Raw genomic sequence first — 14,804 nt, forward strand, 5'->3', positions numbered from 1 at the left:
CGCAATAACGCAGGGGGGGCAATGTCACAAGCCCGCGCGATGTCTCAGCCGGGCTTGTGCAAGTTGCGTGTTCAGACCATCTCGATGCGCAGCGCGACCGGCGCGCTTTCCACGACACCGGTGTCCTGCATGGCTTCAATTGCGGCATCCAGAGCCGCGCGCTGGGTTTTATGCGTCACGATCAGAACCGGGGCCGCCGCATTCTTGTGCTTGGTCTGGCGCATCCGGTCGATGCTGATGCCATTGTCGCCCAGAACCGTGGCGATCTTGGCCAGTGCGCCGGGTCGGTCTTCGAGCTTGAGGTGCAGGTAATAGGGGGCTGGTGAATTCGACTGGGCCGTCTTGGCCTTGCTCAGCGACTTGGCCGGAATGCCGAATGTCGACACCCGGAACCCGCGCGCGATGTCACATACGTCGCCCATCACGGCGCTGGCGGTCGGGCCTTCGCCCGCGCCGGGTCCCCGCAGCACGATCTGCTCTACCGCATCGCCTTCGATCACCACCATGTTGGTGCCGCCCTTGAGCTGACCCAGCGGGCTGTTCTTGGGGACGAGGCAGGGCGACATGCGCTGTTCGAGACCGCGCCCGGTCATCTGGGCCACGCCCAGAAGCTTGATGCGGTAGCCAAGATCGTTGGCCTGCTTGATGTCCTCGATCGAAATGCGCTGGATGCCCTCAAGTTCGACGGCGTCGAAATCGACCTGAGTGCCAAAGGCGATGGACGACAGCAGCGAGAGCTTGTGCCCGGCGTCAATCCCGCCCACGTCAAGGTTCGGATCTGCTTCGAGATAGCCCAGCTTGTCGGCCTCGGCGAACACCTCGTCATAGCTCAGCCCGTCATCCAGCATCCGGGTCAGGATATAGTTGCAGGTGCCGTTCATCACGCCCATGACGCGGGTGATGTCGTTGCCCGCCAGACCTTCGGTCAGGGCCTTGATCACGGGAATGCCGCCGGCGACAGCAGCTTCGAACCGGATCACGCGACCTGCCTCTTCGGCGGCTTCGGCCAGCGCCTGACCGTGATGCGCCAGCAGCGCCTTGTTGGCGGTGACAACATCCTTGCCGCTGGCAATCGCGGCTTCGATCGAGTCCTTGGCGGGGCCGTTTTCGCCGCCCATCAGCTCGACGAATACGTCCACGTCATCGCGTTTGGCCAGCGCGACGGGATCGTCTTCCCACGCGTAATCGCTCAGGTTCACGCCCCGGTCCTTGTCGCGCGACCGCGCGCTGACGGCGGTGATCACCACGGGGCGCCCGGTGCGTGTCGCCAGAAGGTTGGCTTTCTGGCGGACGATCTTGACGACGCCGACACCGACGGTGCCAAGCCCGGCAATCCCAAGGCGCAGGGGGGTGGTCATCTGGCGCTCTCCTTGATGACAGAATGCAATCAAGAGGCCGTGTATCCCAACCCGTTGACCTGTGCAACGGCGCGTCGGAGGTGACATGACGGCTGGGGTGCGGGTTGCCTATTGGGCAGGCGTTGCCTTGACGTCGGCGGCCCGCCGTTTGAGGCGTTGCGCCCGAGCTTCCAGCGCTTCGTCACTGTTCTCGTCCAGGCGAGGTGTATCCATGGCAAGGGTCTGTTCGACCGGCAGAAGCTCGGGATAGGGCGCGGCCGCGGCCGCGGCATCGTCGATGTCGAGCACGTCCCGGCCCGGGCTGCAGGCCGCCGCGATCAGGAACAGGAAGGAAACGTAAATGCGCATGGGTCTCGGATGGCTCGATTTTCCTATCTGTGCCCCAGAGCGACGCGCAGGGCAAGCAGGGGTTTTATTAGAACATATGTTCAGTTAATCTGGGGCCATGGCAAGAACCGCAGGATCACATTCCGAAATCACCGGCCCGCGCGTCCGCACCGCGGCGCTGGCGTTATTTGCGCAGCACGGTTATGCGGCGGTCTCGATGCGCCAGATCGCACGCGAGGTCGGTGTGCAGGCCGGGGCGCTCTACAATTACACGCCGGACAAGCAGTCCCTGCTGTTCGACCTGATGCGCGCGCATCTTGAAGATCTGCTTGCTGCACATGCCCCCAGGGACGGGTCCGATCCGATGGCAGGGCTCGAGCATTTCACCCGGTTCCACATCCAGTTCCACGCCGAACGCCCTGACGAGGTTTTCATTGCCTACATGGAACTGCGCAATCTCAGCCCGGAGAACTTTGCCGAGATCGAAGCATTGCGCCGCCGCTACGAGGACCGGCTTGAAACCATCCTGCGCGCTGGGGTTGAGGCGGGGGTGTTTGCCGTCCCTGACCCCAAGATCGCCACAATGGCCGTGATTGCCATGCTGACCGGTGTGAATACCTGGTTCCGCGAAGGCGGACGGCTTTCATTGGCCGAAGTCGAACAGATCTATTGGGACATGGTGCGCAAATCCGTGGCGATCTGATCTTTGAAACCTGTGGCCGGGGAAGTGTCGGACTTGGGTATTTGTGACCATTGAGAAGCGCTCGGTTCTCACCTCTCAATGGTTCCAAATACCCAAATGCGGGGCGGTTTGGCCTGTCGGGCGGCCGCGTCAGTGCGCGGGCCTGATGAACGTGCCGTTCCGCAGCTCGGCAAAAGCCTGGCGCAGTTCTTCCTGCGTGTTCATCACGATCGGCCCATGCCAGGCCACGGGCTCCTGAATCGGGGTGCCCGAAATCAGCAGGAAGCGTACGCCGCGTTCCCCGGCCTGAACGGTGATCTCATCCCCGGTGCCGAACCGCACCAGCGTGCGATCGCCTGACATGTCGCGGATATTGACCTCCTGACCAGCGACTTCCTTTTCCAGCAGGACGCCTGTCGGCGTGCTGGCATCGGCAAAGGCGGCCTCGCCTTCGAACACATAGGCAAAAGCGCGTCGGTAAGTGTCGATCGGCAGGGTCTTTTTCACCCCTGCCGGGACCGTCACATCCAGAAAGACCGGATCGGCAGCGATGCCATCCACGGGGCCGGTGCGCCCCCAGAATGTGCCGGTGATGATCCGCACATGGGTGCCGTCATCGTCGGTAATCTCGGGGATTTCGCGCGCGTTCACATCCTGATAGCGCGGGTCCACCATCTTTTGCGCGCCGGGCAGGTTGGCCCAGAGCTGGAACCCGTGGTTGACGCCATGCGCATCCGGTGACGGCATTTCCTGGTGCATAATACCCGAACCGGCCGTCATCCACTGAACGTCCCCGGCGCCGAGATTGCCGGTATTACCCAGCGAGTCCTGATGCTCCACGGCGCCAGACAGCACATAGGTAATGGTTTCAATGCCGCGATGGGGGTGCCAGGGGAAACCGGCCTTGTACTTGGCCGGGTCATCGTTGCGGAAATGATCCATCATCAGGAACGGGTCAAGCTCGTCGGGATCGCGAAAGCCGAAGGCGCGATGCAGGTGCACGCCAGCCCCTTCCAGGGTCGGCTGGGCGCGGCGGGTTTCCAGAACGGGGCGGATGGACATGGTGTGACTCCTTTCACGAAGAAATCTAGGCATCGGCCTCGGGTCGTTCAATTCCGGCCTCTGCGCATTTGCGAAGACTGAATGTGCGGGGCAATAGTGGAACGCTGCGGCAGATTGCAAAGGAACCTTTTGCAATTCGGTACGTGCTGGCTAACGTATCGGTTCAGAAAACCATCACCAAAGGCAGGGGAGGGCCAGAGATGCTTGGGTCAATGATGAATATTCCGCTGAATATCGCGGACATCCTGAAATACGCGGCCGAGATACATCCGACCGGCGAAATCGTGTCGGTTCGTACCGAGGGCGACATTCACCGCACCACCTATCGCGAAACGCTGGGGCGCGTGTCGCAGCTGGCCCATGCGCTCAGGGGGCAGGGCGTCGAGATCGGCGATAGGATCGCGACCCTTGCGTGGAACGGGTATCGCCATTTCGAACTCTACTATGCGATTTCAGGGAGCGGGGCCGTGTGCCACACCATCAACCCGCGCCTGTCTGCCGAGCAGATGACTTATATCGTGACCCATGCCGAGGACACGATGCTGTTTGTCGACACCACCTTTGTGCCGCTGGTCGCGGCGTTGCGGGCGCAGTGGCCCGCTGGATTGAAGGTGGTGGTGATGACCGGCCGGGCGCATATGCCCGAGGGCGATTACCTGTGTTACGAAGACCTGCTCGAGGGGCAGCCAGAGAGCTTTGACTGGCCGGTGCTTGATGAAAACACGGCTTCGGGACTTTGCTATACTTCCGGAACAACCGGCAACCCCAAGGGGACGCTCTATTCCCACCGCTCGACGGTGCTGCATGCCTTCATGGAGGCCGTGGGTCTTCCGGATGTCCTGCAGCCGGGGCGCGCGATCCTGCCTGTTGTGCCACTGTTCCATGTGAACGCGTGGGGGCTTCCCTATGCCGCGCCGCTGACCGGGGCGTCGCTTGTCTTTCCCGGCGGTGCGCTGGACGGCGAAAGCCTGTTCAAACTTATGGAGTCGGAAAGCGTCTATTCCGCCTGGGGGGTGCCGACGGTCTGGCTTGGTCTTCAGGGCGAGATCGCGAAACAGGGGCGTCTGCCCAAGGGGCTGGCGGACGTTGTGGTTGGCGGGTCCGCCGCGCCCGCCTCGATGATCCGGTTCTTTGAAGAGAATGACGTGAATGTCTGCCACGCCTGGGGCATGACGGAAATGTCGCCGATCGGGACGACGGGCAACCTGCCGCCCCATCTCGAGCACCTTCCGCTGGACGAGAAGCTGAAGATCAAGGCGAAACAGGGGCGACGCACCTGCCTTGTGGAACTCAAGATCCTTGATGAAGACGGCCAGCGCCTGCCCCATGATGGCGTTGCGGCGGGCGAGCTTTTCGTGCGTGGCCCGGCCATCACGGCGGGGTATTTCAAGAATGACGAGGCCAACCAGAATGCCTTTGACAGCGAAGGCTGGTTCGGCACCGGAGACGTGGCGACGATTGATGCCAACGGCTATCTCAACATCACCGACCGCGCCAAGGACCTGATCAAGTCGGGAGGCGAATGGATCAGCTCGCTGGACCTTGAAAACACGGTCATGGCGCATCCCAAGGTGGCCAATTGCGCGGTGATCGCGATAGCCCATCCCAAATGGGACGAACGTCCGTTGCTGGTGGTGGTGCCTTCGCCCGATGGCAAACCCGAAGTGTCGGAGCTGATGGGGATGCTTGATGAGCATTTCGCAAAGTGGCAGTTGCCGGATGACGTGGTGTTTGTCGATGAATTGCCGCTGACGGCGACGGGCAAGGTGTCCAAGCTGAGCCTGCGCAAACAGTTTGCCGACTACAAGTTGCCCGATGCCTGACGCGCTGAAGACGGAACGTTTGACCGTTAACGGCCAGACGTTCTCTGCCCTGACAGCCGGCGACCCGGAAAAGCCGTTGATCCTGTGTCTGCACGGGTTCCCGGAGTATTCCGGCGCTTTCGAGGATATCCTGCCATTTCTGGCGGGGGAGTATTTCTGCGTGGCGCCGGATCAGCGCGGCTATGGAGAGTCATGGAAGCCAGCCGAGGTAGCGGCGTATGCCATGTCCGAATTGATGGCGGATGCTGCCGCGATGATTGCGCATTTCGGCCGGGGCAAACCGGCGGCGGCCGTGATCGGGCATGACTGGGGCGCGGCGGTGGCCTATGCGCTGGCCTTTCGTCACGCCGACAAGTTCGAGCGGCTGGTGATCGCCAATGGCGTGCACCCGGTGCCGTTCCAGAACGCACTGGCAGCAGGCGGCGCGCAGAGCGCGGCGAGCCAGTATATCGAGTGGTTGCGCGCGGACGGTTCGGAATCCGCGCTGGTGGCCGAGGATCACGCCCGCATGTTCCGTATTTTCTCGGAAAACATGGATATGTCGTGGATGACGCCCGAGAAGCGGCAGGGCTATCGCGACGCTTGGGGGGACGTGGACGGGGTGCGGGGCATGGTGAACTGGTACCGCGCCTCTGCGCTCAAAGTTGCCAAGCCGGGGGTGCCGCTGACCCCGGATGCCCTGCCGCGCCTGAACCCGAAACATCTGCGCGTGTCCATGCCGCATCTGCTCTTGTGGGGGCTGGAGGATACCGCGCTCTTGCCCGAAGCGCGCCAGGGGATCGAACGGTTCTGCGACAACATCGAGATCCACGAGATCGAAGGGGCCGATCACTGGCTGTTGCACCAGCAGCCCGAACGGGTCGCGCGCCTGGTGCTCGATTTTCTCGCCCGTCCCTGATTTCTCAATGGTTTCAAATACCCCCGCCGGAGGCGCCTTGCAGCGCTCGCCCCGCATGCAATCAAAGTGACGTTATGTCGTGAACGGCGATCCTTGCTATGCGGCCCGCGCAGCCTAGGCTAACGATCAGGGAACAGGAGGACAAACATGCGTGGGGACAACCATTTGCCCGCAGCGCTTCAGGGATTGCGTATCCCCGCCGTTGCATCACCGCTTTTCATTATTTCCGTGCCGGCACTCGTCATTGCCCAGTGCAAGGCCGGGATCGTCGGCAGTTTTCCTGCGCTCAATGCGCGTGAGGGCGAAGGCGAACATCCGCTGCTTGATACCTGGCTGACCCAGATCCGCGAAGAACTGGACCGGCACAATCAGGCCAACCCGGACCGCCCGGCCGCACCCTTTGCGGTCAACCAGATCGTGCATCGCTCCAACACACGGCTGGAACGCGATATCGAGCTTTGCCACAAGCACGAGGTGCCGATCTGGATCACCTCGCTGGGCGCACGGGTTGAGGTAAACGAAGCCGCACATGATTGCGGTGGTATCGCCCTGCATGACATCATCAACAACCGCTTTGCCAAGAAGGCCATCGAAAAAGGCGCCGACGGTTTGATCGCCGTGGCCGCTGGAGCGGGCGGACATGCCGGGCCGCAATCGCCGCTGGCGCTGATCTCGGAAATCCGTGAATGGTTCGAAGGGCCGCTTCTGCTGTCCGGGTCGATCGGCACGGGCGACGCGCTTTTGGCCGCGCTCGCGATGGGGGCGGATCTGGGCTATATCGGCTCGCCCTTCATTGCGACGAAGGAGGCCAACGCCCTGCAGGGGTACAAGGACATGATCGTGGAAAGCGGCGCGGATGACATCGTCTATTCCTCGCTGTTTACCGGGGTGTCCGGGAACTACCTGCGTGGCTCGATCGAGAACGCGGGCATGGACCCGGACAACCTGCCCGAAGGTGATCTCAAGACGATGAATTTCGGCGACAAGCGCGAAAAGCCCAAGGCTTGGAAAACCATCTGGGGCTCGGGACAGGGCATTGGTGCGGTCAAGGACGTCACGTCTGTGGCCGACCTCGTGGATCGCTATGAGCGCGAATTCAATGCGGCGTGGAAGCGGCTTCAGAGGCGCATGGCATGAGCGCCATGTTCCACCTTGTGCGTCACGCGCAGGCCAGCTTTGGCGCGGCGGATTATGACAACCTGTCCGAGCTCGGGCATCGTCAGTCCGAAGCGCTTGGCGCGGCGCTGAAGGCGCAGGGCGTGGCCCCGGATGCCGTGTTCATCGGCGCGCAAAAACGGCATCGCCAGACTTGGGAAGGTATGGAACGCGCGCTAAAGACCGGGCTGGACCCGGTGGTGCTGCCGGGGTGGAACGAGTTTGATTTCGGCGGGCTGCTTGAGGCGCGTTTTGCCGGGCGGGATGACCGGCCCGACGATCTGCACACCGACCGCAAGACGCATTTCCGCATCCTGCGGGATACGGTTCTGGAATGGCAGCGCGAGGAAATCGACAATCCGCCCGAAAGCTTTGCCGCTTTCACGACGCGCGTCCGCGAGGCGCGCGAGGTCATCGCACAGAGCGGCGCCAAGGCCCCCATCGCGGTGAGTTCCGGCGGGGCCATCGGGCGCACGCTGGCGGATGTGCTGGACGCGCCTGCCGAGCAGATGATCCTGCTGCAATTGCAGGTCAAGAACTGTGCCGTCGCGCGGTTTGTCATGGCGCGGGGCAACACTTGGATGCACGGTTTCAACGAGACACCGCATATCACTGCGGAGAATGAACAGGACATGCTGACCTATAGCTGAGGGGAGACAGCACATGGACACCAGCACATTGGATACCGAGGCCGTCGCGGGCTGGCTGAGCGCCAACCTGCCGGGGTTCGAAGGCCCGCTTGAGGCCGCCAAGATCGCGGGCGGGCAATCCAACCCGACCTTTTTGCTGACAACACCGGGGCGCAAATACGTGCTGCGGCGCAAGCCGCCCGGCGTGCTGTTGAAATCCGCCCATGCGGTGGATCGCGAGTTCCGTGTCCAAAAGGCCCTTGCCGGGAGTGACGTGCCGGTCGCAGGGATGCATGTGCTGTGTGAAGACGATGACGTGATCGGCTCGGCCTTTTACGTAATGGACCATGTTGCGGGGCGGCAGTTTGACGATCCGCGCCTGCCCGACCTTGATCCAGAGGCACGGGGCCGGGTATTTGACGAGATGAACCGCGTGCTTGCGGCCATTCATTCTGTCGACATCGACGCGGTGGGCCTGTCGGATTACGGACCCGAGGGCAATTATTTCGAACGCCAGATTGCACGCTGGACCAAGCAGTACCGCGCTTCGGAAACCGAGCCGGTGCCGGACATGGATGCGCTGATTGACTGGCTTGCGGCCAACACGCCGCCCGATGATGGCAGGCGCACGCTGGTGCATGGGGATTTCCGCATTGACAACATGCTCTTTGCGCCCGACCGCGAAGAGGTGATCGCAATGCTCGATTGGGAGCTGTCGACCATCGGACACCCCTATGCCGATCTGGGCTCGGTCATCATGCAATGGCAGATGCCTCCGGGCAACGAGGGGCGCGGGCTGGCCGGGGTGGATCGCGCAAGCCTTGGCATTCCAACCGATCAGGCGTTCATCACCGCTTATTGCCAGCGCATGGGCCTGCCCGGAATTGATCGCTTCGGCTTCTACCTTGCCTTCTGCTTCTTCCGCATGGGGGCGATCATTCAGGGTGTTCTGAAACGCGCGTTGGACGGCAATGCGTCTGACCCTGAGCGGGCGATGCGTCTCGGGGCCTTTGTGCCGCGCTTTGCCAAGGCGGGGCTGGAGGCCGCGAAACATGGATAAACGCTATCAGGACAAGGTGGTCATGATCACCGGCGCGGCCAGCGGTTTTGGCGCGCTTGCGGCAGAGATGTTTGCAGCCGAGGGTGCCAAGCTGGGCTTGTCGGATGTGAATGGCGCGCAGCTTGCCGAGGTGGCCGACGCCCTGCGCGCCAAGGGCGTCGAGGTTGTGTCGGACGTGGTGGATGTTTCAGACGAGGCGCAGGTGGCGGCCCATGTGGGTCGGATTGCCGAGACCTTTGGCACCGTGAATGTCGGGATCAATAACGCGGGCATTGGCCATGACGTGAAGCCTTTGCAGTTCCTCAGCACGGATGATTTCGACCTGATGATGAACGTGAATGCCAAGGGCGTGTTCCTGTGCATGAAATACCAGATTCCGTTGATGCAGCAGCACGGGAGCGGCGCGATCCTGAACGTGGCCTCGGCGGCGGGGCTGGTCGGCTCGGGGCACCTGTCGCTTTATGCGGCGGCCAAACATGCAGTGGTGGGCATCACCAAGGCCGCCGCGGATGAAAACGCCAAGCGCGGCATTCGCGTGAATACGCTGTGTCCGTCATTCTCGGCCACGCCGATGGTGGATGAAATGGCGGTACAGGTGGGCGGCAAGGCCGGCCTCAGCCGCGAACAGGCCTTTACCCATATCGCCAGCCGTGTGCCGATGGGACGCGTGAGCGCCCCGGAAGAGGTGGTGCAGGCGATGCTGTGGATCTGTGCGCCGGAAAACTCGTTCATGACCGGGCAGGCGATCGCCATTGATGGCGGCTTGACCGCCGTGTGAAGACCGGGCAGGCAAGAGACATGAGTGAAACACCGCTTGACCCCCGCCTTGATGAAGACCCTTATGCCTTGCAAAAGCATCTTGGGTTCAGGCTGACCCATTGGGATGTGGACTATGCGCGGCTGGAGCTGCCGATCGAGCATTTCCTGATGAACCGGGCGGGCATTCCGCATGGCGGCATCTACGCGACGCTGCTTGATACGGTGATGGGCTATGCGGGCTGTTACACGGGCGATCCGGGGCACAAGAAGCTGGCCCTGACCCTTTCGCTGACCACCAACTTCCTGTCGCGCCCCATTGGGCATGTGTTGATTGCCGAGGGGCGGCGCGTGGGGGGCGGGGCCAGTACGTTCTTTGCCGAAAGCACGGTCAGCGACGAGACCGGCGAAATCATCGCGCGCGGGTCCGGCGCGTTCAAGTATCGCAAGACCCGGCTCTGAGGCGCGTCAGGCCGCTTTGGCCTGCCATCCCGACGCCAATTCGCCCACCGCGTTCAGGATGAAATCAACGATCTCATCCGTCATCAGCACGCTTAGGTTCAGGCGCACGAAGCCCGGTTTGCTGGTGCCGCCACCATGCAGAATGTCCTCGCGGATTTCGGCGCTGAGGGCGTCGTCGATGCTCAGGAGCGCATGCACATAAGGCCCTGCACAGGAACAGCCCCCGCGTGCCTGAATGCCATAAATCTCTGACAGCGCACGGGTAAAAGCGTTGTGGTCGATCCGCTGGCCGTTTGCGTCACGGGGGACGAAGGACAGGATCGGCAGGCGGTCGGGGCGATTGTCGGCCAACAGCTCGATGTTGGGATGTTTATACCAAGCGTCGAAGGCTCGCGCGGCCAGTTGCGCGTTGCGCGTGTCGAAATAGCCCTGTCCGATCACGTCCTTGACGATCATGGCCAGCGCGACGCGGATATCGCCGATCACGTTGGGTGTGCCGCCTTCTTCGCGCTGCTCGAGCCGGGTGACGTAATCATGCTGATGCGCGTTCACGAAAGCCACGGTGCCCCCGCCGGGGCGATAGGGCACATCCGTCTCCACCGCGTCGCGACGCAGGATCAGAACGCCGCTGGCACCGGGGCCACCGATGAACTTGTGCCCCGAAAAAACCAGCGCGTCGATCTCGGCATCCGGGGCCGGGGTCATGGCCATGTGCAGATAGGGGCCGCCGCCAGCGTAATCCCAGACCATGCGTGCGCCATGCGCCTTGACGGTGCGGGTCACCGCCGCGACATCGGGGCAAACGCCGGTCACATTTGCTGCGGCGCTCATGGCGACAATCACCGGGCCGGACTTGGTATGCTCTGCAAGGGCACCATTGAGCGCGTCCATGTCGGGGCCGCCTTTTGCGGCTTCGGGCAGTTCGATCACTTTTGCACCACTCTCGCGCCAGGGCAGGAGGTTGGAGTGGTGTTCATAGGGGCCAACGATGACGGTGGTGCCCGCATCGACCTGCAGCAGGTGGATCAGTTGGTTCAATCCCGCCGTCGCGCCCGAACCAGAGAAGATTACCGCATGGTCTTCGGTGCGGGCACCGCAGAGATCAGCGACAACCTTGCGGGCGTCTTCGCGCAACCGCGTGGTATGGGCGCCACAGAACGACGCTTCGGTGTGGCTGTTGGCATAAAACGGCAGCACCTTTTCCATGACAAAGCTTTCAACCTGACGCAGGGCGCGGCCTGAGGCGACGTAATCGGCATAGATCAGCTTGGTCGGCCCGGCAGGTGTGTCGATCGTGGCGTCCCCGCCGATCAGACCTTCGCGCAGTCCTGACAGGGGATTGGGGTCCTGCCGGAGTTTTTTGGCGAAGTCTTGGAATGCATTTGTCTGATTGGTCATGGGACGCCCTGTTACCGTGAGTGGTGTGCTGTCAGGTTAGCGCTGTCGGGCTGGGGCGAGTTCACTTACTTGATATGGTATGTCATCAATTTTTGTGTCATATGATCGAAATGGTAGGAAAAATGGACAACATTGATCGAAAGTTGCTTGATCTGCTGCAACGCGACGGATCGCTGTCGCAGCGTGATCTGGCGGAACGGGTGGGGCTGTCCCAGAATGCCTTGTGGCGCCGATTGAAGCGTTTGGATGAGCAGGGCATTCTCAAGGGAACGCGGATGAAGATCGATCCGGCGGCGTTGGGGCTTGATCTGACGGTGTTCGTCATGGTGCGTACACGCAATCATTCCATGGAATGGGCCGAGGGGTTTGCAAAGCATGTGGCGCGCATTCCACAGGTGGCGGAGATGCACAGGATTGGCGGAGATTGGGACTATATGCTCAAGATCGTCACCACAGGCATGTCGGGGTATGACGCGGTGTATCGGCGGCTGACCACCGGCTACGAGCTGGACACCGTGACGGGGTATTTCTCGATGGAAACCATGTTGGAGGACCGGCCGCTCGACGTGTTTGGGTGAGGTTAGCGCGGTGGGCCAGCGCCCGCAGGCAAGCAAGTAGACCGCGGGGGCCAGCCCCCGCACCCCCGGAGTATTTTTGGCAAAATGAAGAGGTGGTCAGGCGCGGGCCTTGGCGGCGGTCTGGAGAATGAACTCTGCGCAAGCTTCGGGGGCCGTGAGCGGGATCATGTGGCCATGCCCGGGCAGGAGCGTGGTGTCAAAGCCGAAAGCAGCCATGGGGGTGCCGTGGTGGTCGGGAGACAGAATGGCGTCGTCTTCGGCAAACAGGATGGCTCCGGGCACGCGCAGGTCGGTCGCGTAGCGTTCCGTCAGGTGGGACACGCTTTCGCGCGTGGCCATCAGGTCAGCAGACGCCGAGATGAAGGTTTCCGGGCGCAGCGCAAGCGGTCCGCCTCCTCTGGTTTCGAAGTCTGTGGGGACCGGGTCGGGGGCGAAGATCTCTTGCAGCATGCGGCGGCGGGTGAGCCGCGTCATTGGGACCACAAGCGTGTGGGCCAGAACACGGCGCATGCCGCGCCATTTGAGGTGGAGCGGGCGAAATACGTCGGGAATGCCCGCCTGTGGTTGGGTTGCAGGGCAAAGCAGGGCAAGGGCGGCCGGCGCGTCGGGTCGCTCAAGCGTCATCGCCAGCGCCACCGCGCCGCCAAGGGAATGGCCGACCAGAACCGGGTTGGTGATGCCTTGGCGATCGAGGAATTCCCAGATCATCGTGGCTTGGGCTTCAAGCGTGGCCTGTCCGTCATCCACACGTGTGGAGTAGCCGCTTCCGGGTCGGTCGAGCGCTATCACGTGATGCGATTTGGCCAGAATGTCGACCATTGCATATGTGAAGTGGTGCAGATTGCCGGCCAGTCCGTGGATCAGCACAATCGGTTGCGCCTCTTTGGGGCCGGCTTCGACGTAGTGGATGGTTCCCCCGGTGACGGGCTGGAAAGCGCCGGTCGGAGGCTGCGCAGTTTCAGCGGCGCGCGACAGGGCACGGGTCCAAACGGCAAGGCTCGCGATCAGGGCGAGGAAGACAACAAGGGCGGTCATGCAGGCTCCGGTATGAACCTGCGCATGAGGGCGCGGCTGTGTGGGGGGAGTCAAGTCACAACTGCCGCGCGCGTCATGCGGTTGTTACAGAAACTTCATCATATGGGGTCGGGGAATCGCTTGCCTGAAAATTCACATTTCAATAATTCATGAATTATGGAAAAGACTAACGCCCTGTCGGCCTTTGCTGCCCTGAGCCAACCGCTTCGGCTGGAAGTGTTTCGCCTGTTGATTACGCGGGGCGAGGACGGGATGCTTGCGGGTGAGATCGCTCATGCGATGGATGTGCGCCAGAACACACTCTCGGCCAATCTCTCTGTGCTGTTGCATGCGGGGTTGGTGCGCAACACGCGCGAGGGGCGGGCCATCCGGTATTTTGCCGATACCGAGGGGCTTCGGGGGCTGCTCGGGTTCCTTTTGCAGGATTGTTGCGGCGGGCGTCCGGAGCTGTGTCAGCCGTTGATCGAGGATCTGACATGCGGATGTTGAGCGGGATAGGAATGGGAGCCTCGGAATGAGTGATCACGCGCGAGAGGCCGAAGCCGGTTTGGGAACGTTTGAACGCCTCCTGTCGCTTTGGGTGGCGTTGGCCATCGGGGCGGGCTTGTTGCTTGGCAGCGTGATGCCGGGTGTATTCGGCGCGCTGGCTGCGCTGGAGGTGGCGTCCGTGAACCTGCCCGTCGCGGTGCTGATCTGGGCGATGGTCTATCCGATGATGGTGGGCGTGGACTTCGGATCGCTGGCCCATATCGGGGAACGGCCCAAGGGGCTGGCGATCACGCTGGTTGTGAATTGGCTGGTCAAACCCTTCACCATGGCCGCACTGGGAGTTCTGTTCTTTGAACATGTCTTTGCCGCATGGATCGCACCCGAGGATGCGCAGGCCTATCTGGCGGGGGTGATCCTGCTTGGCGCGGCGCCCTGCACGGCGATGGTGTTCGTCTGGTCGAACCTCACGCGCGGTGATCCGACCTATACGCTGGTGCAGGTGAGCGTGAATGACGTGATCATGGTCTTTGCCTTTGCGCCGATCGTCGCAGTGTTGCTTGGGGTGACGGATATCGTGGTGCCGTGGGAAACGCTGATCCTGTCGGTGGTGCTTTACGTGCTTTTGCCCCTGCTGGCGGGGTTGGTGACACGGTCCCGGCTGGTCCGGCAGGGCGGTGAGGCCGCCGTGGATGCCTTCAAGGCCAAGGTGGCGCCGTTTTCGATCACAGGCTTGCTGGTGACGGTTGTGCTGTTGTTCGGGTTTCAGGCGCAGGTGATCCTGAGCCAGCCTTTCGTGATCCTGCTTATTGCCATTCCGCTTTTGATCCAGTCATACGGCATCTTCTTCCTTGCCTATGGTTGGGCGCGTCTGTGGAAAGTGCCGTTCAACGTGGCCGCGCCCTGCGCCATGATCGGCACGTCGAATTTCTTTGAACTGGCCGTGGCCGTCGCGATCTCGCTTTTTGGGCTGGGATCGGGGGCGGCACTGGCCACCGTCGTGGGGGTGTTGGTCGAAGTGCCGGTCATGCTCTCGCTTGTTGCTTTTGCCAACCGCACGCGCGGATGGTTCCCGACTGATTGAGGACTGAACAC

The 14,804-nt window shown here is 62.2% G+C and carries 16 protein-coding genes; 11 read left to right on the top strand and 5 right to left on the bottom strand.

The window, feature by feature from the left end; all coding sequences use genetic code 11:
- Window positions 1–71: 71 nt before the first annotated feature.
- Window positions 72–1,358, bottom strand: coding sequence for a homoserine dehydrogenase (locus tag BMZ35_RS17655; RefSeq protein WP_093095776.1), 1,287 nt, complete (start codon window positions 1,356–1,358; stop codon window positions 72–74).
- 108 nt (window positions 1,359–1,466) lie between these two features.
- The gene (locus BMZ35_RS17660) at window positions 1,467–1,706 is read right to left on the bottom strand and encodes a hypothetical protein (RefSeq protein ID WP_093095778.1); all 240 of its coding nucleotides are present in this window, start codon (window positions 1,704–1,706) and stop codon (window positions 1,467–1,469) included.
- 97 nt (window positions 1,707–1,803) lie between these two features.
- On the opposite strand from BMZ35_RS17660, the gene BMZ35_RS17665 reads away from it, so the two are divergent.
- Complete coding sequence (locus BMZ35_RS17665) at window positions 1,804–2,388, top strand: TetR/AcrR family transcriptional regulator (protein WP_093095780.1); 585 nt, start codon at window positions 1,804–1,806, stop codon at window positions 2,386–2,388.
- Between the two features lie 129 nt (window positions 2,389–2,517).
- Here the strand turns inward: BMZ35_RS17665 and BMZ35_RS17670 are convergent, their stop codons facing one another.
- Window positions 2,518–3,429, bottom strand: coding sequence for a pirin family protein (locus BMZ35_RS17670; protein ID WP_093095782.1), 912 nt, complete (start codon window positions 3,427–3,429; stop codon window positions 2,518–2,520).
- A gap of 200 nt (window positions 3,430–3,629) precedes the next feature.
- On the opposite strand from BMZ35_RS17670, the gene BMZ35_RS17675 reads away from it, so the two are divergent.
- From BMZ35_RS17675 to BMZ35_RS17705, 7 genes are all read left to right on the top strand, one after another.
- On the top strand, window positions 3,630–5,252 hold the full coding sequence (locus BMZ35_RS17675; protein ID WP_093095784.1) for a long-chain-fatty-acid--CoA ligase: 1,623 nt from the start codon (window positions 3,630–3,632) through the stop codon (window positions 5,250–5,252).
- Window positions 5,245–6,150, top strand: a complete 906-nt coding sequence (locus BMZ35_RS17680; RefSeq protein ID WP_093095785.1) for an alpha/beta fold hydrolase — start codon at window positions 5,245–5,247, stop codon at window positions 6,148–6,150. Before BMZ35_RS17675 ends, BMZ35_RS17680 begins: the two co-directional genes overlap by 8 nt.
- Before the next feature lie 147 nt (window positions 6,151–6,297).
- Entirely contained in the window at window positions 6,298–7,287 is a 990-nt protein-coding gene (locus BMZ35_RS17685) for an NAD(P)H-dependent flavin oxidoreductase (RefSeq protein ID WP_093095787.1), read from the top strand.
- Window positions 7,284–7,955 (top strand): histidine phosphatase family protein, encoded by a 672-nt coding sequence (locus BMZ35_RS17690; protein WP_242654841.1) that lies wholly within the window; start codon window positions 7,284–7,286, stop codon window positions 7,953–7,955. Before BMZ35_RS17685 ends, BMZ35_RS17690 begins: the two co-directional genes overlap by 4 nt.
- 13 nt (window positions 7,956–7,968) lie before the next feature.
- Entirely contained in the window at window positions 7,969–8,994 is a 1,026-nt protein-coding gene (locus BMZ35_RS17695) for a phosphotransferase family protein (RefSeq protein ID WP_093095790.1), read from the top strand.
- The gene (locus BMZ35_RS17700; RefSeq protein WP_093095792.1) at window positions 8,987–9,772 is read left to right on the top strand and encodes an SDR family NAD(P)-dependent oxidoreductase; all 786 of its coding nucleotides are present in this window, start codon (window positions 8,987–8,989) and stop codon (window positions 9,770–9,772) included. Before BMZ35_RS17695 ends, BMZ35_RS17700 begins: the two co-directional genes overlap by 8 nt.
- Before the next feature lie 20 nt (window positions 9,773–9,792).
- Window positions 9,793–10,212 carry a PaaI family thioesterase gene (locus BMZ35_RS17705; RefSeq protein WP_093095796.1) on the top strand — a complete coding sequence of 140 codons (420 nt, stop codon included), beginning with the start codon at window positions 9,793–9,795 and terminating at the stop codon, window positions 10,210–10,212.
- A 6-nt stretch (window positions 10,213–10,218) separates the two neighbouring features.
- On the opposite strand, the gene BMZ35_RS17710 is transcribed toward BMZ35_RS17705, so the two are convergent.
- Window positions 10,219–11,610: an aminotransferase class V-fold PLP-dependent enzyme gene (locus BMZ35_RS17710; protein ID WP_093095798.1), complete on the bottom strand. Its 1,392-nt coding sequence runs from the start codon at window positions 11,608–11,610 to the stop codon at window positions 10,219–10,221.
- A gap of 110 nt (window positions 11,611–11,720) precedes the next feature.
- Between BMZ35_RS17710 and BMZ35_RS17715 the strand changes: the two genes are divergently transcribed.
- Window positions 11,721–12,188, top strand: a complete 468-nt coding sequence (locus BMZ35_RS17715) for an Lrp/AsnC family transcriptional regulator (RefSeq protein WP_207503010.1) — start codon at window positions 11,721–11,723, stop codon at window positions 12,186–12,188.
- A 96-nt stretch (window positions 12,189–12,284) separates the two neighbouring features.
- Here BMZ35_RS17715 and BMZ35_RS17720 read toward each other — a convergent pair whose 3' ends face one another.
- Window positions 12,285–13,223, bottom strand: a complete 939-nt coding sequence (locus tag BMZ35_RS17720) for an alpha/beta fold hydrolase (protein WP_093095800.1) — start codon at window positions 13,221–13,223, stop codon at window positions 12,285–12,287.
- A 156-nt stretch (window positions 13,224–13,379) separates the two neighbouring features.
- Between BMZ35_RS17720 and BMZ35_RS17725 the strand changes: the two genes are divergently transcribed.
- Both BMZ35_RS17725 and arsB read left to right on the top strand, forming a co-directional pair.
- On the top strand, window positions 13,380–13,712 hold the full coding sequence (locus tag BMZ35_RS17725; RefSeq protein ID WP_093095802.1) for an ArsR/SmtB family transcription factor: 333 nt from the start codon (window positions 13,380–13,382) through the stop codon (window positions 13,710–13,712).
- A gap of 25 nt (window positions 13,713–13,737) precedes the next feature.
- On the top strand, window positions 13,738–14,793 hold the full coding sequence (gene arsB, locus BMZ35_RS17730) for an ACR3 family arsenite efflux transporter (RefSeq protein ID WP_093095805.1): 1,056 nt from the start codon (window positions 13,738–13,740) through the stop codon (window positions 14,791–14,793).
- Window positions 14,794–14,804: the final 11 nt, after the last annotated feature.

Source organism: Shimia aestuarii (assembly GCF_900114635.1).
GTDB lineage: Bacteria > Pseudomonadota > Alphaproteobacteria > Rhodobacterales > Rhodobacteraceae > Shimia > Shimia aestuarii.

What these genes read in the sequence shown, in the direction of transcription:
- BMZ35_RS17655 (WP_093095776.1), bottom strand. Translation starts at nt 1,358, where the DNA reads ATGACCACCCCCCTGCGCCTTGGGATTGCCGGGCTTGGCACCGTCGGT.
- BMZ35_RS17660 (WP_093095778.1), bottom strand. Translation starts at nt 1,706, where the DNA reads ATGCGCATTTACGTTTCCTTCCTGTTCCTGATCGCGGCGGCCTGCAGC.
- BMZ35_RS17665 (WP_093095780.1), top strand. Translation starts at nt 1,804, where the DNA reads ATGGCAAGAACCGCAGGATCACATTCCGAAATCACCGGCCCGCGCGTC.
- BMZ35_RS17670 (WP_093095782.1), bottom strand. Translation starts at nt 3,429, where the DNA reads ATGTCCATCCGCCCCGTTCTGGAAACCCGCCGCGCCCAGCCGACCCTG.
- BMZ35_RS17675 (WP_093095784.1), top strand. Translation starts at nt 3,630, where the DNA reads ATGCTTGGGTCAATGATGAATATTCCGCTGAATATCGCGGACATCCTG.
- BMZ35_RS17680 (WP_093095785.1), top strand. Translation starts at nt 5,245, where the DNA reads ATGCCTGACGCGCTGAAGACGGAACGTTTGACCGTTAACGGCCAGACG.
- BMZ35_RS17685 (WP_093095787.1), top strand. Translation starts at nt 6,298, where the DNA reads ATGCGTGGGGACAACCATTTGCCCGCAGCGCTTCAGGGATTGCGTATC.
- BMZ35_RS17690 (WP_242654841.1), top strand. Translation starts at nt 7,284, where the DNA reads ATGAGCGCCATGTTCCACCTTGTGCGTCACGCGCAGGCCAGCTTTGGC.
- BMZ35_RS17695 (WP_093095790.1), top strand. Translation starts at nt 7,969, where the DNA reads ATGGACACCAGCACATTGGATACCGAGGCCGTCGCGGGCTGGCTGAGC.
- BMZ35_RS17700 (WP_093095792.1), top strand. Translation starts at nt 8,987, where the DNA reads ATGGATAAACGCTATCAGGACAAGGTGGTCATGATCACCGGCGCGGCC.
- BMZ35_RS17705 (WP_093095796.1), top strand. Translation starts at nt 9,793, where the DNA reads ATGAGTGAAACACCGCTTGACCCCCGCCTTGATGAAGACCCTTATGCC.
- BMZ35_RS17710 (WP_093095798.1), bottom strand. Translation starts at nt 11,610, where the DNA reads ATGACCAATCAGACAAATGCATTCCAAGACTTCGCCAAAAAACTCCGG.
- BMZ35_RS17715 (WP_207503010.1), top strand. Translation starts at nt 11,721, where the DNA reads ATGGTAGGAAAAATGGACAACATTGATCGAAAGTTGCTTGATCTGCTG.
- BMZ35_RS17720 (WP_093095800.1), bottom strand. Translation starts at nt 13,223, where the DNA reads ATGACCGCCCTTGTTGTCTTCCTCGCCCTGATCGCGAGCCTTGCCGTT.
- BMZ35_RS17725 (WP_093095802.1), top strand. Translation starts at nt 13,380, where the DNA reads ATGGAAAAGACTAACGCCCTGTCGGCCTTTGCTGCCCTGAGCCAACCG.
- arsB (WP_093095805.1), top strand. Translation starts at nt 13,738, where the DNA reads ATGAGTGATCACGCGCGAGAGGCCGAAGCCGGTTTGGGAACGTTTGAA.